Genomic DNA, 16,425 nt, shown 5'->3' on the forward strand with positions numbered 1-16,425 from the left:
GGTTTATGATGCGGGAGCCGCCGCAACGGTCCCGGCAGTTTGGTCCGAAAGTCGAAGGCGCTGCGTCGCCCGGCCGCACGTGGCGGCAGGGCGTGACACGTCAGTGTTCGTCGTCGTCAGCGCCCTTGGCCGCGGGGCGGTGTTGGGTGGCGCCGTTCGAGCCCGCTTCGCCGCAGGGGAGCTGGTTCCAGGTGCCATCGGCGGCCTGCTGATAGGCTTGGCAGCCGGACGAAGTGGTGGTCGTGGATTTTTCGTCGGCCTTCTGCCGCTCGGTACTCTTCGCCAGCGCAGGCGTGGCAACGGCAGCGATGGCTGCGAGCGAGCCTGCGAAAACCAGCTTTGCGATCCGCATGTCGGTTCCTCCTTCTCGAAGCGAAAACATATCCAGAAAACAAATCTGGCGATTTTTGGCCACGGCGAGGGGCCTGCGACGAATTGCTTAATGCGGAACGAGCCGGCATGCCGGTTAACACTTGCGCGCGCCGCGCCGCAGGACGCTGTTGCCGCACCGTGCTAGGATCGGCTTATCATGACCCACCGCATTCTCGTGTTCTACGGCTCCTATCGCTCGGATCGCATGGGCATCCGGCTGGCACACTTCGTCGTCGACGGCCTTCGCGCCCGCGGCGACGATGTCGAGTTGATCGATGCCAAGGAGGTCGGCCTGCCGATGCTCGACCGGATGTACAAGGAACATCCCAAGGGGCAGGCACCGGCCGTGCTCGAAACGCTGGCCGGAAAAATCCGCGACGCCGACGGCTTCCTGTTCGTCACCGGCGAATACAATTGGGGCATCCAGCCCGGGCTGAAGAACCTGACCGACCATTTCCTCGAGGAATGGTTCTGGCGACCCGCGGCGATCGCAAGCTATTCGGCCGGGCGGTTCGCCGGCGTGCGCGCCGCGACCGCCTGGCACGGCACGCTGTCCGAGATGGGCATGGTGGTGGTGTCGAGCACGATCGGTGCGGGACCGATCGCGCAGACGCTGTCGGCCGAGGGCAAGCCGATCGGCGAAGGCGGCAAGGCGCTCGAACGCGCCTTTCCGCGCTTTGCCGAGGATTTTTCCTGGTGGATCGAAGCCGCCAAGGCACAGCGGGCGCGCAAGGCGCCGCCATACTGAGCGCAGGTCTGCCAATCCCGGGAGTTTCGCGATCATGAGCCTCTTCACATCGCCGTTCGATCCCGCGCGCGAGACAGCCCTGGTGACCGGTGCGGGCAACGGCATCGGCCGCGCCATTGCGCAGGCCCTGGTCGGCGAAGGTGTGCGGACGGTGTTTGCCGATCTGCATGAGGACAAGGTTCTGGCGGCGATCAACGCCGCGCCGCGTCCCGAACTCGCGGTCGCGTGGGTCGGCGATCTCGCGCAGCGCGCGGCGTGCGACGCCCTGCTGGCGCATGCGCAAGCCTCGCTCGGACAGGTCACCCATTTCGTCCACAGTGCTTCGCCGCCGCGCCGCGAAGCCGATCATGCGATGGCCGTCGACGAAGAGACCTGGCGGCAGATGCACGCGGTCAATCTCGATGCCGGCTTTCGTATGTCGCGCGAACTGGCGCGCAGGCTGATCGCAGCGAAGACGCCGGGCTCGTTCCTGCTGCTCACCTCGCTGCATGCCGGCACGCCGCGCAACCTGCCGCATTACTCGACCGCGAAGGCCGGCATGGCGATGCTGGTGAAGGAGCTTGCCAAGAGCTGGGGCCGCTATGGCATCCGCGTCAATGCGCTGGTGCCCGGCGCGATCGCGGCCGGCGGCTTCGTCGCCGATCCCGCGCTGGCAAAGCATATTCCGCTCGGACGGCTTGGCCAGGCGGACGATCTTGCGCCGATGGCGCTTGCCGTGCTCTCGCACAAGCTCTCCGGTTACGTCACCGGGGCGTCGATCGTGGTCGATGGCGGCCTGTCGCTGACCAACTGGTTCGCGCCGCCGGAACTCGATTGAGGATTCTTGTCTGACGCGTTTTCTTCACGCGAACCGGCCCATCCCGCATCAAGTGCGGGACAGGCTTCGCTCGAAAACGCTTTCTATTCCTTCGTCCTGATGTAACCCGCGAGCCGAGTCTTCTGGTCCTGGCACCAGGTCGTCATGCTGCCGGCGCGGCGCTGATCGAGGTCGGTGGTCTGGGTCGCGATCGCGACCTCCGTCATCAGGTCGTCGGCCTGCTTCTCGCCCATCTTGCCGCCGGTATGCATGAAGGCGATCGCCTTGCGCACCTTCTCGGTGGTGCCGTCGGGCAGATGCATGTCCTGCGCCCGCTGCACGAGGTCCTGATAGACCAGATCGGTGCCGGGGCACTCGACCTTGGCGGCGAAGGCCTGCAGCACCATCGTGACATAGGCCGCGCGCGGATCGGCATGGGCAGGGGTTGCTGCGACAATCAGGCCGCCGATCAGCAGGGCGTAACGCATGAATTTCCTCCGGAGGTTTTGGACGTTTTTTGTGAAGCTAGCGTCCAAGGGAACCGAGTGCAACCGCCAGGACACACTCACGGAAAGAACCGATCAAACGGACGTGTTCCAACCTGCGCTGCCACGATTTGAGCACGATTTCGGCAGCATGTGGCACAAGTTGACGCAGGGGAGAATGATCGTGTCAAAGTTGGGGCTTGCTGCGGTGCTGGTGGGATCGCTTGCGCTTGGCGGGTGCATGCAGGCGACGCTGTCGCCGGCGACGGACGTCGCGATGACGTCGCGCGATCGGCAATTGCTGGCGCATCCGCCCTATGCGGATGCCAAGATCCCGCAGCAGTTCCAGCGGCACATTGTCGAGTACACCCGTCGGGAGCAGCCGGGCTCGATCCTGGTCGATACCGACGCGCGCTACCTCTATTACGTGCTGCCCGGCGGCAAGGCGATCCGTTACGGCGTCGCCGTCGGCGAGGAGGCGATGGCCTTCTCCGGCGTCGCCACGGTCGGTCGCCTGGCCGAATGGCCGGATTGGGTTCCGACCCAGGATATCCAGGAGCGGCTCGGGCCGTATCCGAAGCGTGTCGCCGGTGGACCGGCCAATCCGCTCGGCGCCCGCGGCATCTACCTCTACCAGGGCAACAAGGACACGCTGTATCGCATCCATGGCACCAACCAGCCCGAATATATCGGGCAGGCGATCTCGTCGGGCTGCATTCGCATGACCAATGGCGACGTGATCGACCTTTATCAGCGGGTCAAGCCGGGCGCGACCGTGGTCGTTCTGCCGCCGGGACAGAGCGCGTAATTCGAATACGAAGCGTATTGCGGCCGATCGCGTCATCGCGATCGGCCGCACGCTTTTTTAAAGGTCAGTCAGGCTCAGCGTAGCGGCATCGGCGGCCGAACCACCGGGCCGCCATCATCCGCGTCAACAACCGAGGACTGCTGCTGCACCGGCCGCGGTGCCGCAACCGCCTGTGGGGCGGCGGCGGGAGCCGGCAGCGGCGCTGCTGATGCGGGCGGTGGAGGCGGCGGGATATAGGCCTGCGCCGGTCGGCGCACCGGCGGCGGCGCAACGGCGGCATGCGGCGCCGCCTGTGGCGTGACCGCGGCGCGCGGGCGCGGCGGAGCGACCGGCCGCGGCTCGACGGCCCTGGTCTCGGTCGTCTTCGCGACGCGCTGTGCCAACTGATCCTGGCCGGCCTTGAGCTGATCGATGCTGGTCTTCAGCTGCTCGATCTGCTGTCCCATCGACGCGAGATCGCGCGCCATCGATTGCAGCAATTGCGTCTGGTCGGGTGCCGTTGCGGCTGGTGCCGCCGCGGTAGCGGGCGCAACCGGTGCTGCTGTGGCAGCCGGGGCCGCGACAGGGGCGGGCGCCGGCGCGGCTGCGGCGGGCACGGCCGTGGCGACGTCCTGTGGCGGAGTGGCCGGTGCAGCTTCAGCTGCCGCCTGATCGGTTGTCGCCGCCGGTGCTGGCGGCGCACTCGCCTGATCCGAGGCGGAGGCTGCCTTGCCTGGGATCAGCGAAGTCAGTGCAGCGATCTGGGGCGCCCACTCGGCGGCGATCTGCTTGGCGCGATCGCCGTAGTGCTGCCACGCCGCGGTGCCCATGGCGCCGGCGATCGCGAAGCAGAACCAGAAGGCGCGGATCGCCCATTTGCTGGTGGGGCGCGGCGCGCGGTCCAATCTGATGTCGTCCAGTCGGCCGTCATGGCTTGGCGCGCTATAGGCCGGCTCGGCCGCCACTGACATTGGCGTGACCGGCGGCACCGAGGCGACGGCCGCGACCGGGGGGGTGGACGTAGGCGCGAGGCTCGAGCCGAAATAGGGCTCGCGTTGCCCCGGCGCTGCCCTTCCGGCAGGCGCTGCGGCGTTGTCCGGACGTACCGGAGCGAAGCTCGGTTCGATCGCGAAAATATCGTGTGGATCTGCGTCTTTCAATGTCGATTGCATGGCGGTCCCCGTTTCATTCCAAGGTCAACCGCAAATGGGCGGCCGGCAAATTTACGCTCTGTATTGACCCCTGACCCTGTCCCCACGACTCCAGTCCGGTTTGACCAAAGCAAGGCGAGAGGGTGGAGAGGTTGGGGAGTTTCGGGAACCCAAGCCGGGGACGAAGCGCACGAACGTCCACGGCCTCTCGCGCAGCGCCCCTACCGCATTCCGGATGAAAGCTCCCTGGGTTGTGTGGCGCATCCACCACACCCGAGGGCAAATCGCATCGCGTCCGGCACGTCTGACCGCGCTCCGCCACCGTTCCGCCCCGATTGGATTCGGCTGATAGGCCGTTGGATTTTCGGCTTGGGCTGGGGGCGCAAGTTGGGGGTGCAACATGTCACGCGACGATGCAGTCAACTCGTACGTCGGCGTCAAATGCAGCGCGCATGGTGCTGCGGCCCCGATCCCGTTTGCGCATGCCCGAAAGCCGCTCCGGCTGCTTGCCGTGATGATCGGCGCGGCATCGCTCGCGGCGTGCGCGCAGTCCTCCGTCGTCAGCCAGCGCTCACAGGCGCTCGCGAGCCGGCCTGCGTCGATCGAACCGACGCGGGCTGCGTCATCTGCGACACGCACACGTGTCGCCACGGCGCGCAAGCATACGCCGTATGCCTCGCGCAGGACCGGCCACACCAAGATTGCGTCGCAGGGCGTCGCGAGCTTCTACAGCGAGGAGCAGCCGACCGCGAGCGGCGAGAAGTTCGACGGGCGCGAGTTGACCGCCGCGCATCCGACATTGCCGTTCGGCACCAGGCTGCGCGTGACCGACGTCAAGAGCGGTCGTTCGGTCACCGTGCGCGTCAATGACCGCGGACCCTACGTCCCCGGGCGCATCGTCGACGTCTCGCATTCTGCGGCGCAATCGCTCGGCATGATCGGCAAGGGCATCACGAATGTCAGGCTCGACGTGGTGCAGTGAACCGCGCTGCACGGGCGAGGTCCGGGATTTTTGCCAGCTGGATCGGGAAAAAGTCCCGGCGTTGCGCGCGCTTTAATCCTGTTGTCCGAATGATGGCGGCAAATAGAATTGTTGCCGCTACTTCCCCGCGCTCTCCATTTCCAGGCGCGTGGATTTCTACCCAATGAACCTTCCCCGCCCTGGCGTCCCTCCAGGGCGGGGTTTTTCTTGTGGCCGCCATGCGCGCCGCATGCGTCGACAGGGCGAGCCGGCGCCATAACCTCCGTCCTGCTTTGGAGGGCGGCGATTCCAAACAACAATCAAGAAACGGACGGCTTCGCACGCTCGATGACGGCAGAGGCACGCACCGGATCGAGCTCGGTCTCGATGCGCCGCGCGAGGGCACCACGACGATGACCGGCAACAAGCTGCATCACGAATACCAGCCCCACCTGATGCGCGTGGTCGCGAGCGGTACCTGGCGCGACCTCCGCACGTTCGTGACGACCTGGACCTGCGTGGAATCGGCGTTTCGCGACACCGTGACCTGCACCTTCGAGGGACCGCAGATGCGATTCGCGCGCAGCGTCAACGTCAACTCATTGGCGCTGGATATGCCGACCTTGATGGGAAAGCTCGCATGGGCGCGACCGAACGTTGCGCGCTGGCGGATCCTGCGCCGGCGGTTCCACCAAATTGTCACAGTCCCAGCGAAATCCGGCCCAAAGCCGCTGCCAACAAACGCCGGATGGACCAAGTCGGCGAGGGACAAGCGTTGGCCTACAAGATGATCGCAGAACGCGAGAACGAAACGGTCAGGATCGAGCGCGAGAGCACCTTCATCATCATCGCCAAGGCCAAGGTCTGGGCGAGCGAAGGGTGGCAGGTGGTGATCACCGACAAGGACGGGAAATCATACCCGCCCGAGGAGTTCGACAAGCTGCTCGCGGCTTGACACCAAAGCGCGATGAGTTCGGGTTGAAGCTTCATCGCGCTTTAGCTCTTCAGTTAGAGCATGACCTCTTCGGAAAACCGCTTCGCACTTTTCCGGATCATGCTTTAGCGCTGCGCTGACACCAACAGCATCATCGGGCGTTCGAGCTCGTCGGCCAGTTCGGGCATCGCCTTGACCTGCTCACGCGTCGGGGAGAATTCCTCGACATGGCGCAGCGTGAAGCCGGCGCCGATCAACGCGTTGAGCGTGGTGCCGATGGTGCGGTGATATTTCAGCACGCCCTTCACATACCAGTCGGTCCGGCGCTCGCCTTCGATGAAATAGCGGTTGACCGGCCAGGTCTTGCGCCCGTCTTCGTCCTGCCCCCAGTCCGGATGGGCCGCCGCCATGTAGACCGGATGCTCGACGGTGAAGACCAGATGCCCCTCCGGGACCAGCGCGCGATACAGCATGCGCGCCAGGCGATCGAAATCCCTGATGTAATGGAAGGCGAGGGCAGAGTAGGCGAGATCGAATGTCGATTTCGGCAGCTCCAGCGTCTCGAGGTCGGCGATCTCGTAGGTGATCGCCGCATCCTGCGTCATGGCCGCGGCGCGGGCGATCATGTTCTGCGAGAGGTCGATGCCGAGCACGCCGGAGGCGCCCTGCTCGCGCATCCAGCGCGACACCCAGCCGAAGCCGCAGCCGAGATCGACCACGCGCTTGCCCGCGACATCGGGCAGCATGGCGCGGATCGCCGGCCACTCCGGCGCGCCGAGCAGTCCGCGGACCTGCCGCGGCAGCTGGCTGTAGCCGGCGAAGAAGCCGGGATCGTCGTAGATGTTCTGCGTCATGGCTCTTTCTGTAACCGCCGCCGCACCGTGTGGGAACCGCTGATTGTGTCGCGCCCGGCGCGCTGCTGGAACCAGACGCGGCGCTCAGTGGTTTCTGATGTCAGCAGTCGACAGCCGAGGAGAGCGCCATGTTAGCCGAGATGCAAATCCACACCATCGCGCGGCAGATGCTGTTGAAGCACGGTCCGGAGGCGATCGCCCAAGCCGCGCAGAACGCCGTGGCTTGCGAGAGCAAGGGCGAGACCGACGACGCGCGCGACTGGCGCCATATCGAGGACGCGCTGAAGATGATGCGCGGACCGCATCAGAGCTGACGGCGGGCAGGCTAGACGACCCCGCCGTCGCGCAACGACACAGGGACCGCGCGAGCGCGGTCGCCGCAGATCTAACCGACGGACGCTAGCCCGCCCTGCGCCACCGCGGCACGGGATCGAGCGGCGTACGATAGAGCTCGCGCCGGTCGATGTCGGTGACGCGCACCGCGCAGCCGCGCGCCTTCAGCTCCGGCTTGACCTGCGACAACTCGTTGGCGAGCTGGTCGGCGCGGTCGGAGGCGAGGCTGATGTCTTCGAGGATGATGGTTCCTTGATTGCGGAACTCGTCCCCCACCACGAGATCGAAGGTGTAGTACGGCATTCCGAAGTCTCCGTTTCGGTTTGCATCACAGGGTAACACTGAGTCGAGCATTCCCTAAGATGCGTGGCGCACAATCGGCGTGCGATCGGCGCAAAAACGATGTGCAGCGCATCAAGCACGACGAACGAACAAGCCACGCCGCACGGCGAAGGGGTCCTTTGAACCAGCTCACCGCCATGCCGTTAAGATTTGATTAAAACAGTCGTCGCAAGCTCAGGACCAAGTGGAATCGCAGCGGAACCGGACTCCGGGAACCGGCAGCTGCAGGAGAAGGCCGGTGGCGTAACGCCCGCCGGCCTTTTCTCGTCGGGGATGCCGCGAAGCTAGTGTCCCGAATCCGAAGTTCGCATCATTTGCCGCACCTTCGGAGCGAACTTCGGATTCGATAAGGACACTAGCAAGCTTATGATTCTAGTGTGCTTTATGAATGCGAAGTTCGTGAAAGTGGCTGCCGCGAAATCGCACGAACTTCGCATTCAGCACTCTAGTCGCGCAGTGTGGCTTGCCGCCGGGCGCGGCATTTCGGGCCTGGTCCGCGCATGTAGTACAGTTCGGGGCGATAGGGATTGATGACGCCATCGATCAGCGCGACGCAGCGCGCGATGAGGCGGGCGAGGTGGCGCCGCAACGGCTGCAGGGCAAGTTCCATCGAATTCATGGCATGCCCTCAGTGCAGCTCGCCGAGGATGGCGGTGAACGGCAGCTCGAAGATCTCGGTTCCGATGTCGTCGGTGACGTGGACCGCCCAGTTGCGCCAGTCCTCCACGCTCGGTGTCATGACAAAGCTGCGCGCCAGTTGCTCCGCATACACGCGCGCCTCCGCCAGATCCATCGCGGCGCCGGTGCGATCCAGGATGACGTGCTTGTCGTCGGAGCAGTGAAAGAAAACTGCGGACATTCTTCCGATTCCCATGCCGAAGCGATTCTCGCGCGCTGCAATAGCAGCGCGCGCGGGCACTGAGAATCCGGGTGATCCCCCATCGGTAAACTACGGGGAATCCAGACGATTTGAATCACGCGGCCGTGATCAGCCCGACGTCAGAAGATCGGCTCGCCGATCGCAACCTCGCTGCGCGGGCCGAGCACGATCACCTCGCCGCTGGCGTCCTTGGCGCCGAGGATCAGGAGTTCCGAGGTGAAACCCGCGATGTTCTTCGGCCCGAGATTGCAGATGCACACGACCAGCGAGCCGACCAGCGCCGCCGGCTCGTAATTCGTGATCTGCGCGCTCGACCACATGATCCGCCCGGCGCCGACATCGACGCCGACCTTGTAGGACGGATTGCGGGCGCGCGGAAACGGCTGCACCTCGACGACCTCGCCGATCCGGATATCGAGGCGGGCGAAGTCGTCGTAGCTGGCCTGCGGCTTGAGCGGAGACATCAGCGCTCCTGGAACGCAAGGCGGACGCCGAGCGCGATATAGATCGTGCCGACCACGCGGCCCTGCCACTGCCCGATGCGGCGATGCCGCCGGATCCACGGGCTGATCTGGCCGGCGGCGAGCGCCAGCAGCGAGGTGTAGACCGCGCTCATCACGACGAAGATCAGGCCGAGGGTCGCGAACTGCGCCACCGCCGAGCCGTGGCCGGGATGCACGAACTGCGGCAGGAAGGCGAGGAAGAACAGCGCGGTCTTCGGATTGAGCATTTCCGCCCAGATCGCCTGCCGGAACGCTCGGCGCGGATCGACCGGCTGCGCGGCCGGCAAATCCAGGTCGTCGTTCTTTTCGAACAGGGCGCGGACGCCGAGCACGATCAGGTAGATCACGCCGGCATATTTCACGACCGAGAACGCCAGCGCCGAGGTCATCAGCACGGCCGAGAGGCCGAATGTCGCCATCGCGGTGTGGACGAGATCGCCGAGCGCGATCCCGAACCCGGTCGCGACGCCGACGCGCGCTCCGCCGGTGACCGAACGCGCGAGCACCAGCAGCACCGCCGGCCCGGGGATCAGGAACAGGCCGAGCACGACGGCGGCGTAGGTGAGAAGGGTGGTGATGTCGATCATGAAGACCTGTCCCGGATCAGGATGCGGCGATGGCGACCGCCGCGAAGCGCGGCTTCGGATCAAGCATCACGCCGGCGCTTTCGACAATGCGCATTTCCTCGGTTCCGCTCTGCGCCGTGCGCTCCAGCACGCCGTAGATGCCTGACGCAGCGTGGCTGAGCGCATCCGGCGTCGCCAGGCCGCGCGCGCGGGCGGCGACGAACAGCGCGGCGAACAGGTCTCCGGTGCCGGACGGGCTGATCGGAAGCCGCGGCGTGCGCACGCGCCAGGCGCAAGTCTTGTCGGATTGAGTGCGCTCGATCGCCAGCGTCTCGATCTCGCTGTGCGGCGTGCCCGCCAGCTCGGCGCTGGTGATGACAACGGTCGCCGGTCCCCGCGCCATCAGCGCGCTCGCCTGCGCTACGACGTCGTCGATCGTCGTCACGCGCGCGCCGCAGAGGAATTCGAACTCGAAATGATTGGGCGTGATGATGTCGGCGAGCGGGCAGAGCTGGTCGCGCACCAGCGGCGGGATGTCCGATCGCACGAACATGCCGCGGTCGCGGTCGCCGAGCACGGGATCGCAGCAATAGAGCAGGGCCGGGTTCGTCGCCTTCGCGCGCTCGACGAAGTCGGCCACGTCCATCGCGATGTCGGCCGAGCCGAGATAGCCCGACAGGATCAGCCGCGCGGCCTCGACCGCGCCGCGCTCCTCGATGCCGCGCAGCAGGTCAGCGACCAGCTGCACGTCGAGCACCCGGCCGCGGATGGTCGGATAGCCCGGCCGGTTGCTGAGCAGCGTGGTCGGCACGGCGACGACATCGATGCCGTGCAGCTGGATCGGAAAGCTGGCGGCGCTGTTGCCTACATGACCCCAGGCGACCTGTGACTGGATTGAGATGACCGTCATCTTGTGCGCATCACCCGAACAGTGCGGCGTAGATGACGTAGAGCCAGCCCAGGATACCGTGGATGATGGCCCACAGGATCGAATGGTTCTTGGTGTAGGAGATCGCGATCGCCAGCGCCGAGCCGAACCCCACGCCGTATTTCGCGCCCTCGACGCGGACGCCATAATATCGATTGCCGTTCATGGGGAATCCTTCCAGCGGGAGGGCGTGAGCGTGAAGGCAGCGTAACCTGCTAGTTGCCGTCAGTTCAACGGCGGATTGGGATTCCGCGGCATTGCTAAGCTCGATCATTCCCGGGCAAAGCCTTCGCCTTTGCTGCCGGCATGACGGTGATGGAGTCGGCGCGCGCATCTTTCTCCATTCGTCGTCCCGGCGAAGGCCGGGACCCATACGCCGCAGCAAGTGTAGTGAATGGGACTCGTCGTTCCAGCGATGCTCAACAGCATCCTTTGTGGTTATGGGTCCCGGCCTTCGCCGGGACGACATCGAATGTGTGGTTCGCTGCGAGTCATACATCCGCATTCTCGCGCGACATGTTTTGTCCGAGCTTTGCTCTTCGTTCCGCCCCCTTTCGAACAGAGAGCGCAGCGAAAGCCGGGTGCCGATCGTACCCATGGGCCGCGAGCAAAGGGCAGTAAGCGGAATATTTTCTTATTCTGATATCGACAGGTTTTGCTGAGTTGTCCGTCGGGTTGTTTTGTCGCAGGCGGCGGAGCCGGGTTTGATTTGCGGGTTCACGTCGGGATCTCGTCTGTCACGCCGCGATCAACCGATCGTGTCGGGTCGACGTGGAAGAAGATGCACGGGTGGACTGTCTTGCATCCAAACGCTTGCCTCATGGCGTCGGAACAAGACGGCAGAGCGATCGATCTTGATGTGAGCGCGAACCGATCGGCGGGCGGCGAACAATGCGCCGGCGCGCCGAGTCCAACAGGAGCAACTGATGTCCAGGATCAAACAGATTGCGGCCGCGCTGACCGCGCTCGCCATGCTGACGGCGTCGGCCATGGCACACGAAGTGCCGGCGGCGGGCCCATCCGCGTTCGCGAAGAGCCATGCCGCCGCCGGCCGCTGGAGCGGCGGTCCGCCGCGCATGGCAGTCCCGCATTTCGGCGAGTCGGAGGCGCTGCCGCGCGACCAGCCCGGCGGCGTCTGCGATCACGGCGACAATGCCATGATCTGCTGAGCCGGATCGTGCATGGCGGTGATCTCCGGCGAAAGTTGCGCTAGCCTTGCTGGGTCGTCTCCCTCCAGCTCGCGAGCGCCGCCGCCATGCACATCCTCCGTCCCCAGTTTCGCATCGAGCAAGACCGCGCGCTCGCCTTTGCGGCGGCGCGCGGCTTCGGCGCCATCGTCGCCGCCGATGCGCGCGGCCCGCGCGCGTCCCACGTGCCGTTCGTGATCGAGCGGCGCGACGAGCGCGTGATCGTGCAGATCCATCTCACCGCGAAGAATCCGCTGGTCGAGCTCGCCGACGGTGTCAGGCGCTTCCTCCTGATCGTCTCCGGCGATGACGCCTACATCTCGAACGACTGGTATGTCTCACCCGACAACGTCTCGACCTGGCTCTACGAGGCGGTGCATTTGTCGGGCGTCGCGCATCTGCGCGATCACGGCGAGAACCGCGGCCATGGCGACGCGCTGCTCGCGGTCTCCGAGGCGCGGCTGCAGAAGCAGCCCTGGGACCTGACGCAGATGGAGCCCGGCAAGCGCGAAGCGATGCTGGCGGGGATCAGGGTGATCGACATCGTCGTCGACGAGATCGAGGGCCAGTCAAAGCTCAACCAGCACAAGAGCGATGCGGATTATGTCGCGCTGGTCAACCGCCTTGCGCAAGCGCAGGAGACGACGAGCCAAAGGCTAGCGGAGAAGATGCGCGCGTTGCGGCCGGAGCTTGAATATAGCGTTGGACGGTGCGTAGGGCGGGTCAGCTCCGTGTAACCCGGCGCTGTCTCAAGGCGGCAGAGAGCGGATTACGCTTGCGCTAATCCGCTCTACGGAGCCGATCGGCATCGAATCCGCAAACCTGTTGTTAAGAATCGCTCCGCGCTGATTTGTTCGATTCCGATTCGTTCTTTGCGAACAAAATGGAGTCGAATGGGGAACATGTGGTGCGTGATCCATGTAGCCGCATGCGTGAAGCGATATGCGGGGCCCGATCGCGTATTCTTGGAGCGGTCCCGGATGTCGCTTCGCTCATCCGGGCTACGCAGTCATGTGGCGGAGAGCGCCAGGAAGCTCGCCACCTCGCTGTTGAAGCGATCCGCCTGCTCGATATTGAGGATGTGAATGCCGGGCAGCAGAACGAGCTTTGTATTGGCGATTGTCGCGGCGATATCAGCGCTGTGGCTGGCCCGTGTGACGGTGTCGCTCTCGCCGCCGATCACCAGGGTCGGCGCCGCAATCAGCGAGATGATGCGGCGGAGATCGACGTCGCGCAGTGCGGCGTAACATCCGGCGAGACCGCGCGGCGGTGTGGTCAGCACCATGTTGCGGAATTCGTCGACGATCTCGTTCGGCGCGGCCAGCATCGTCGCCGGAAACCAGTTGCGCATGAAGCCGTCCGCGATTCCATTCATGTCCTTGGCCGCGAGCACCGCGCGGATCTGCTCGTCGAACGGCAGTTCGGACGCCAGATAGGACGAGGTGTTCGAGAGGATCAGGCGGTCGATGCGGTCAGGCGCGAAGATGCCGAGCCATTGCCCGACGAAGCCGCCGAGCGACAGGCCGAGGAAATGCGCGCGATCGATGTCGAGGGCGTCGAGCAGTTCGACCACGTCGCGGCCGAGCCGGTCGATCGAGTAGGCGCCCGTGGGCGCGTCCGAGCCGCCGTGACCGCGGGTGTCGTAGCGGAGCACCCGAAACGACCGGCTGAGGGGCGGCATCGAACGATCCCACATGTGCAGGTTGGTGGCGATCGAGTTCGACAGCGCGAGCACCGGCCGATCGTCGGGACCGTCGATACGGTACGCAATCCGGCAGCCATCCGCCGTCGTGAAGTGTCCATCGCTGCTCATCTCGTCAGTCCCTTGTGCTGGTGGAAGCCGGCAGGCTTCGCGTCGACCCAGGCTAGGACTCGCGCCTTCGAAGAAAAATTACTAAGATCGATCAATCTCTGTAGGTTCTTTGGACAATGGATCGGATCAAGCTGCACGATTTGCGCTGCTTTGACGCTGTCGCGACCAAGGGAAGCTTCCAGGCCGCCGGCACGGCGCTGAACCGGTCGCACCCGTCGGTGTTTGCGGCGGTCGCCCGGCTCGAGCAGCAGCTCGGCCTCACGCTGTTCGATCGCAGCGGATACCGTATCGGGCTGACGGACGCCGGCCGGACGTTTCACGCACGCGCGCAGGTGACGCTGCGCGAGCTCGATCTGCTGCAGAGCTATGCGGAGCAGCTTGCCGGCGGAGAAGAGGTCGTCCTGCGTGTGGTCATCGGCGACCTGTGCCCGCGGCCGCCGGTGCTGCAGATGCTCTCGGCGTTCTTTGCCCGCTATCCCAACACGCGCCTGCACCTGGAATATGAGGCGGTCGGCGGACCGCTCGAGCGCCTGATCGATGATAACGCCGATCTGGTGTTTCATCGCGCGGAGCCGTCCGATCCGCGCTTCGAACAGATCAGGCTCTCGAGCACGACCATGGTGCCGGTCGTCGCTCCCGGCTTCCTGCCGTTTGCGTGGACGAAGAAAGTCACGCCGGAGCAGATGCGCCCCTTCACGCAGTGCGTCATCCGCGACACGGCGCGGCGACCGTCGTCGGAAAACTTCTTCCTGATCGAAGGTGCGCACCAGTGTAGCGTGCCGGACCAGATGATGAAGAAGGAGCTGATCCTGCATCGTCTTGCCTGGGGCCATCTGCCCGCATGGCTGATCGAGGACGAGCTGCGGGACGGCAGGCTGATCAGCATCGCCGGACCGAATTTTCCGGGCCGCGAGGAAAATCTTGCGGCAGTCCGTCATCGCCAGCATTCGCACGGACCGGTCGCCGAAGCGCTCTGGCTTCACCTCAAAGGCTGGCGGCTCGCGCAGCGTGCAGGGCGGGCGACCCGACCGGTCCGCGCGAAGCGCGGCCGATAATGGGCGCGGAGTAACCCGACGCGGTGATGTCGTCGGTGGATGTCCGATTGCGCTTGCGCTCATCCGCCGTACGAAGCGCCGCGGCATCGAGTCGCGCAAACCTCTTGTTAAGAATCGCTTTGCGTCGATTTTTCGATTCCGATTCGTTCCTCGCGAACAAACTGGAGTCGGATCGGGAACGTGGCCGTGGTGCGACTCATCGATCGATCAGTGATGCGGGAGAACGCAGTGTGCCTGAGATGCGCCGCGGTGTTGCACGCCGAGAGCAATAATCCCATCATGATACAACATCGATTGTTCGGATGCGGTCGATGTATGTGCGTTGTTAACATCTGGATCGCGCCGATTTTCCTGATTCCGATTCGTTCTTCGCGAACAAATTGGAGTCAGATGCAGAACGTCGCTGTGGCGCGCGATACGTTTCTCTGCTCCACTCGGCGCGCACAAGAGAGCGGATTGATGGCCAAGAAGGCAGGCAACAAGACCAGCAAGAAAGCGAACAGGCCCGCGTCGCGGCGCACGGTGCTCGTGATCGACGTCGGCGGCACGCATGTGAAGGTCATGACCGACAAGGAGCGCATCAAGCGCGAATTCGAGTCAGGTCCAACTCTGTCCGCGACCGAGATGGTGCGGCAGGTCAAGCTGCTCACAAAGGACTGGTCCTATGATGTGATCTCGGTCGGTTATCCGGGACCCGTCGTTCACAACCGTCCGCTGACCGAGCCGCACAATCTCGGCCGCGGCTGGGCCGGCTTCGATTTTCACCGGGCGTTCGGCCGCCCGACCAGGGTCGTCAACGATGCGCTGATGCAGGCGATCGGCAGCTATCAGGGCGGCCGGATGCTGTTTCTCGGGCTCGGCACCGGCCTCGGCTCCGCGATGATCGTGGACGGTGTTTACGAGCCGATGGAGCTTGGTCATTTGCCGTACCGCAAGGGCGCAACGTTCGAGGATTATGTCGGCGCCGCGGGTCTCGAGCGGCGCGGCCGGAAGAAATGGCGCAAGAGCGTCGACGACGTCATCGCGCGGCTGTCAGCCGCGCTGGAGCCCGAGTACATCGTGCTCGGCGGCGGCAATGCCGACAAGGTCGACAACCCGCCGCCCAAGGTGAGGTTCGGCGACAACGCCAACGCATTCGAGGGCGGATTTCGAATGTGGAAGAAGAGAGCGCGCAAGGCGAGCAGCGCGCGTCGATGAAACCGGAACCGCCACCAAATCGCCGCAACTGCCGAAGTTTCGCGCTGCTTCGCACTCCTGTTGTCGGAACTGATGGGTGCGCCGCTCGTTTTATGCGGCATAACATCCTGTTCCATGAGGAGTGAGCCATGCGAAGTTTCATTATTCCCGCGATCGCGGCCCTGGCGATCGGCGCAGCGACGCCGGCGATGGCCTACGATTCCGGCAGCCAGGTCTCGATGGAGGCCGCGCTCGATGTCGCGACCGGTCTCGGCATCGTGACGGTGTCCAATACCCAGTTCCTCGGCGACGAGTGGGAGGTCGAGGGGCGTGACCGCCTCGGCCGCTGGATGAAGGTCGATGTCGACGCGCGGACCGGCGAGGTGCGCAACGTGGATCGCGGCTGGTAGCCCGCGTCTTCACACTGCCTGACATTCGGAGCGGCCGGCGGAGCAAGGCGCACGCCGGCCGTTCGTTATCCAGAACTGTCTGATGCCGTGCTTTGGCTGAATGGCATAAAGCTGGGGTATGCTGGTCCCATCATTCCGGGAATC

General features: G+C 64.9%; 24 protein-coding genes. 11 read left to right on the forward strand and 13 right to left on the reverse strand.

The window, feature by feature from the left end; translation table 11 throughout:
* Window positions 1–100 precede the first annotated feature (100 nt).
* Window positions 101–352, reverse strand: coding sequence for a hypothetical protein (locus I6F38_RS30750; RefSeq protein ID WP_016843934.1), 252 nt, complete (start codon window positions 350–352; stop codon window positions 101–103).
* 177 nt (window positions 353–529) lie between these two features.
* On the opposite strand from I6F38_RS30750, the gene I6F38_RS30755 reads away from it, so the two are divergent.
* Both I6F38_RS30755 and I6F38_RS30760 read left to right on the forward strand, forming a co-directional pair.
* Entirely contained in the window at window positions 530–1,120 is a 591-nt protein-coding gene (locus I6F38_RS30755) for an NAD(P)H-dependent oxidoreductase (protein WP_225163040.1), read from the forward strand.
* Between the two features lie 34 nt (window positions 1,121–1,154).
* Window positions 1,155–1,937, forward strand: coding sequence for an SDR family oxidoreductase (locus I6F38_RS30760; RefSeq protein ID WP_225163041.1), 783 nt, complete (start codon window positions 1,155–1,157; stop codon window positions 1,935–1,937).
* 83 nt (window positions 1,938–2,020) lie between these two features.
* On the opposite strand, the gene I6F38_RS30765 is transcribed toward I6F38_RS30760, so the two are convergent.
* A complete protein-coding gene (locus tag I6F38_RS30765; protein ID WP_016843931.1) occupies window positions 2,021–2,404 on the reverse strand; it encodes a hypothetical protein in 384 nt (127 codons plus the stop codon).
* A 175-nt stretch (window positions 2,405–2,579) separates the two neighbouring features.
* On the opposite strand from I6F38_RS30765, the gene I6F38_RS30770 reads away from it, so the two are divergent.
* Entirely contained in the window at window positions 2,580–3,209 is a 630-nt protein-coding gene (locus tag I6F38_RS30770) for a L,D-transpeptidase (protein WP_016843930.1), read from the forward strand.
* 74 nt (window positions 3,210–3,283) lie between these two features.
* On the opposite strand, the gene I6F38_RS30775 is transcribed toward I6F38_RS30770, so the two are convergent.
* The gene (locus tag I6F38_RS30775; protein WP_225163042.1) at window positions 3,284–4,159 is read right to left on the reverse strand and encodes a hypothetical protein; all 876 of its coding nucleotides are present in this window, start codon (window positions 4,157–4,159) and stop codon (window positions 3,284–3,286) included.
* Between the two features lie 580 nt (window positions 4,160–4,739).
* On the opposite strand from I6F38_RS30775, the gene I6F38_RS30780 reads away from it, so the two are divergent.
* On the forward strand, window positions 4,740–5,321 hold the full coding sequence (locus tag I6F38_RS30780) for a septal ring lytic transglycosylase RlpA family protein (RefSeq protein WP_092086293.1): 582 nt from the start codon (window positions 4,740–4,742) through the stop codon (window positions 5,319–5,321).
* A 299-nt stretch (window positions 5,322–5,620) separates the two neighbouring features.
* Here I6F38_RS30780 and I6F38_RS44090 read toward each other — a convergent pair whose 3' ends face one another.
* Window positions 5,621–5,752 carry a hypothetical protein gene (locus I6F38_RS44090; RefSeq protein ID WP_276573524.1) on the reverse strand — a complete coding sequence of 44 codons (132 nt, stop codon included), beginning with the start codon at window positions 5,750–5,752 and terminating at the stop codon, window positions 5,621–5,623.
* Window positions 5,753–5,940: 188 nt separating this feature from the next.
* Between I6F38_RS44090 and I6F38_RS30785 the strand changes: the two genes are divergently transcribed.
* Window positions 5,941–6,255, forward strand: coding sequence for a hypothetical protein (locus tag I6F38_RS30785; RefSeq protein WP_225163043.1), 315 nt, complete (start codon window positions 5,941–5,943; stop codon window positions 6,253–6,255).
* 104 nt (window positions 6,256–6,359) lie between these two features.
* Here I6F38_RS30785 and I6F38_RS30790 read toward each other — a convergent pair whose 3' ends face one another.
* Window positions 6,360–7,088, reverse strand: coding sequence for a class I SAM-dependent methyltransferase (locus I6F38_RS30790; RefSeq protein WP_225163044.1), 729 nt, complete (start codon window positions 7,086–7,088; stop codon window positions 6,360–6,362).
* 128 nt (window positions 7,089–7,216) lie between these two features.
* Here I6F38_RS30790 and I6F38_RS30795 point away from each other — a divergent pair, with 128 nt between their 5' ends.
* Complete coding sequence (locus tag I6F38_RS30795) at window positions 7,217–7,402, forward strand: hypothetical protein (RefSeq protein ID WP_016840754.1); 186 nt, start codon at window positions 7,217–7,219, stop codon at window positions 7,400–7,402.
* Window positions 7,403–7,487: 85 nt separating this feature from the next.
* Here the strand turns inward: I6F38_RS30795 and I6F38_RS30800 are convergent, their stop codons facing one another.
* The 7 genes from I6F38_RS30800 to I6F38_RS30830 all read right to left on the reverse strand — a co-directional run bounded on the left by I6F38_RS30800 (window position 7,488) and on the right by I6F38_RS30830 (window position 10,806).
* Window positions 7,488–7,724, reverse strand: a complete 237-nt coding sequence (locus I6F38_RS30800) for a hypothetical protein (RefSeq protein WP_016840755.1) — start codon at window positions 7,722–7,724, stop codon at window positions 7,488–7,490.
* 484 nt (window positions 7,725–8,208) lie between these two features.
* On the reverse strand, window positions 8,209–8,382 hold the full coding sequence (locus I6F38_RS30805; protein WP_225163045.1) for a hypothetical protein: 174 nt from the start codon (window positions 8,380–8,382) through the stop codon (window positions 8,209–8,211).
* A 9-nt stretch (window positions 8,383–8,391) separates the two neighbouring features.
* Window positions 8,392–8,622: a hypothetical protein gene (locus I6F38_RS30810; protein WP_028332292.1), complete on the reverse strand. Its 231-nt coding sequence runs from the start codon at window positions 8,620–8,622 to the stop codon at window positions 8,392–8,394.
* A gap of 140 nt (window positions 8,623–8,762) precedes the next feature.
* On the reverse strand, window positions 8,763–9,107 hold the full coding sequence (locus tag I6F38_RS30815; protein ID WP_225163046.1) for a tRNA-binding protein: 345 nt from the start codon (window positions 9,105–9,107) through the stop codon (window positions 8,763–8,765).
* On the reverse strand, window positions 9,107–9,733 hold the full coding sequence (locus tag I6F38_RS30820) for a LysE family translocator (RefSeq protein WP_137482703.1): 627 nt from the start codon (window positions 9,731–9,733) through the stop codon (window positions 9,107–9,109). Before I6F38_RS30820 ends, I6F38_RS30815 begins: the two co-directional genes overlap by 1 nt.
* A gap of 16 nt (window positions 9,734–9,749) precedes the next feature.
* Window positions 9,750–10,622 (reverse strand): pyridoxal kinase PdxY, encoded by an 873-nt coding sequence (gene pdxY, locus I6F38_RS30825; RefSeq protein WP_225163047.1) that lies wholly within the window; start codon window positions 10,620–10,622, stop codon window positions 9,750–9,752.
* A 10-nt stretch (window positions 10,623–10,632) separates the two neighbouring features.
* Window positions 10,633–10,806 (reverse strand): hypothetical protein, encoded by a 174-nt coding sequence (locus I6F38_RS30830; RefSeq protein WP_016840760.1) that lies wholly within the window; start codon window positions 10,804–10,806, stop codon window positions 10,633–10,635.
* Window positions 10,807–11,566: 760 nt separating this feature from the next.
* Between I6F38_RS30830 and I6F38_RS30835 the strand changes: the two genes are divergently transcribed.
* Window positions 11,567–11,809, forward strand: a complete 243-nt coding sequence (locus tag I6F38_RS30835; protein WP_225163048.1) for a hypothetical protein — start codon at window positions 11,567–11,569, stop codon at window positions 11,807–11,809.
* 86 nt (window positions 11,810–11,895) lie between these two features.
* Window positions 11,896–12,564 carry an FMN-binding negative transcriptional regulator gene (locus tag I6F38_RS30840; protein ID WP_225163049.1) on the forward strand — a complete coding sequence of 223 codons (669 nt, stop codon included), beginning with the start codon at window positions 11,896–11,898 and terminating at the stop codon, window positions 12,562–12,564.
* A gap of 272 nt (window positions 12,565–12,836) precedes the next feature.
* Here the strand turns inward: I6F38_RS30840 and I6F38_RS30845 are convergent, their stop codons facing one another.
* Window positions 12,837–13,640 (reverse strand): alpha/beta fold hydrolase, encoded by an 804-nt coding sequence (locus I6F38_RS30845; protein ID WP_225163050.1) that lies wholly within the window; start codon window positions 13,638–13,640, stop codon window positions 12,837–12,839.
* A gap of 116 nt (window positions 13,641–13,756) precedes the next feature.
* Between I6F38_RS30845 and I6F38_RS30850 the strand changes: the two genes are divergently transcribed.
* The 3 genes from I6F38_RS30850 to I6F38_RS30860 all read left to right on the forward strand — a co-directional run bounded on the left by I6F38_RS30850 (window position 13,757) and on the right by I6F38_RS30860 (window position 16,281).
* Window positions 13,757–14,695, forward strand: coding sequence for a LysR family transcriptional regulator (locus tag I6F38_RS30850; RefSeq protein ID WP_225163051.1), 939 nt, complete (start codon window positions 13,757–13,759; stop codon window positions 14,693–14,695).
* 459 nt (window positions 14,696–15,154) lie between these two features.
* Entirely contained in the window at window positions 15,155–15,892 is a 738-nt protein-coding gene (locus I6F38_RS30855; protein ID WP_225163052.1) for an ROK family protein, read from the forward strand.
* Window positions 15,893–16,020: 128 nt separating this feature from the next.
* Window positions 16,021–16,281: a PepSY domain-containing protein gene (locus tag I6F38_RS30860; RefSeq protein ID WP_057019961.1), complete on the forward strand. Its 261-nt coding sequence runs from the start codon at window positions 16,021–16,023 to the stop codon at window positions 16,279–16,281.
* Window positions 16,282–16,425 lie beyond the last annotated feature (144 nt).

The sequence above is a fragment of the Bradyrhizobium sp. BRP56 genome, assembly GCF_020194035.1.
GTDB classification, from domain to species: Bacteria; Pseudomonadota; Alphaproteobacteria; order Rhizobiales; family Xanthobacteraceae; genus Bradyrhizobium; species Bradyrhizobium australafricanum.

What these genes read in the sequence shown, in the direction of transcription:
- I6F38_RS30850 (WP_225163051.1), top strand. Translation starts at nt 13,757, where the DNA reads ATGGATCGGATCAAGCTGCACGATTTGCGCTGCTTTGACGCTGTCGCG.
- I6F38_RS30835 (WP_225163048.1), top strand. Translation starts at nt 11,567, where the DNA reads ATGTCCAGGATCAAACAGATTGCGGCCGCGCTGACCGCGCTCGCCATG.
- I6F38_RS30840 (WP_225163049.1), top strand. Translation starts at nt 11,896, where the DNA reads ATGCACATCCTCCGTCCCCAGTTTCGCATCGAGCAAGACCGCGCGCTC.
- I6F38_RS30815 (WP_225163046.1), bottom strand. Translation starts at nt 9,107, where the DNA reads ATGTCTCCGCTCAAGCCGCAGGCCAGCTACGACGACTTCGCCCGCCTC.
- I6F38_RS30755 (WP_225163040.1), top strand. Translation starts at nt 530, where the DNA reads ATGACCCACCGCATTCTCGTGTTCTACGGCTCCTATCGCTCGGATCGC.
- I6F38_RS30765 (WP_016843931.1), bottom strand. Translation starts at nt 2,404, where the DNA reads ATGCGTTACGCCCTGCTGATCGGCGGCCTGATTGTCGCAGCAACCCCT.
- I6F38_RS30785 (WP_225163043.1), top strand. Translation starts at nt 5,941, where the DNA reads ATGGGCGCGACCGAACGTTGCGCGCTGGCGGATCCTGCGCCGGCGGTT.
- I6F38_RS30760 (WP_225163041.1), top strand. Translation starts at nt 1,155, where the DNA reads ATGAGCCTCTTCACATCGCCGTTCGATCCCGCGCGCGAGACAGCCCTG.
- I6F38_RS30775 (WP_225163042.1), bottom strand. Translation starts at nt 4,159, where the DNA reads ATGTCAGTGGCGGCCGAGCCGGCCTATAGCGCGCCAAGCCATGACGGC.
- I6F38_RS30780 (WP_092086293.1), top strand. Translation starts at nt 4,740, where the DNA reads ATGTCACGCGACGATGCAGTCAACTCGTACGTCGGCGTCAAATGCAGC.
- I6F38_RS30860 (WP_057019961.1), top strand. Translation starts at nt 16,021, where the DNA reads ATGCGAAGTTTCATTATTCCCGCGATCGCGGCCCTGGCGATCGGCGCA.
- I6F38_RS30750 (WP_016843934.1), bottom strand. Translation starts at nt 352, where the DNA reads ATGCGGATCGCAAAGCTGGTTTTCGCAGGCTCGCTCGCAGCCATCGCT.
- I6F38_RS30845 (WP_225163050.1), bottom strand. Translation starts at nt 13,640, where the DNA reads ATGAGCAGCGATGGACACTTCACGACGGCGGATGGCTGCCGGATTGCG.
- I6F38_RS30790 (WP_225163044.1), bottom strand. Translation starts at nt 7,088, where the DNA reads ATGACGCAGAACATCTACGACGATCCCGGCTTCTTCGCCGGCTACAGC.
- I6F38_RS30830 (WP_016840760.1), bottom strand. Translation starts at nt 10,806, where the DNA reads ATGAACGGCAATCGATATTATGGCGTCCGCGTCGAGGGCGCGAAATAC.
- I6F38_RS30820 (WP_137482703.1), bottom strand. Translation starts at nt 9,733, where the DNA reads ATGATCGACATCACCACCCTTCTCACCTACGCCGCCGTCGTGCTCGGC.
- I6F38_RS30810 (WP_028332292.1), bottom strand. Translation starts at nt 8,622, where the DNA reads ATGTCCGCAGTTTTCTTTCACTGCTCCGACGACAAGCACGTCATCCTG.
- pdxY (WP_225163047.1), bottom strand. Translation starts at nt 10,622, where the DNA reads ATGACGGTCATCTCAATCCAGTCACAGGTCGCCTGGGGTCATGTAGGC.
- I6F38_RS30795 (WP_016840754.1), top strand. Translation starts at nt 7,217, where the DNA reads ATGTTAGCCGAGATGCAAATCCACACCATCGCGCGGCAGATGCTGTTG.
- I6F38_RS30800 (WP_016840755.1), bottom strand. Translation starts at nt 7,724, where the DNA reads ATGCCGTACTACACCTTCGATCTCGTGGTGGGGGACGAGTTCCGCAAT.
- I6F38_RS30770 (WP_016843930.1), top strand. Translation starts at nt 2,580, where the DNA reads ATGATCGTGTCAAAGTTGGGGCTTGCTGCGGTGCTGGTGGGATCGCTT.
- I6F38_RS30855 (WP_225163052.1), top strand. Translation starts at nt 15,155, where the DNA reads ATGGCCAAGAAGGCAGGCAACAAGACCAGCAAGAAAGCGAACAGGCCC.
- I6F38_RS30805 (WP_225163045.1), bottom strand. Translation starts at nt 8,382, where the DNA reads ATGAATTCGATGGAACTTGCCCTGCAGCCGTTGCGGCGCCACCTCGCC.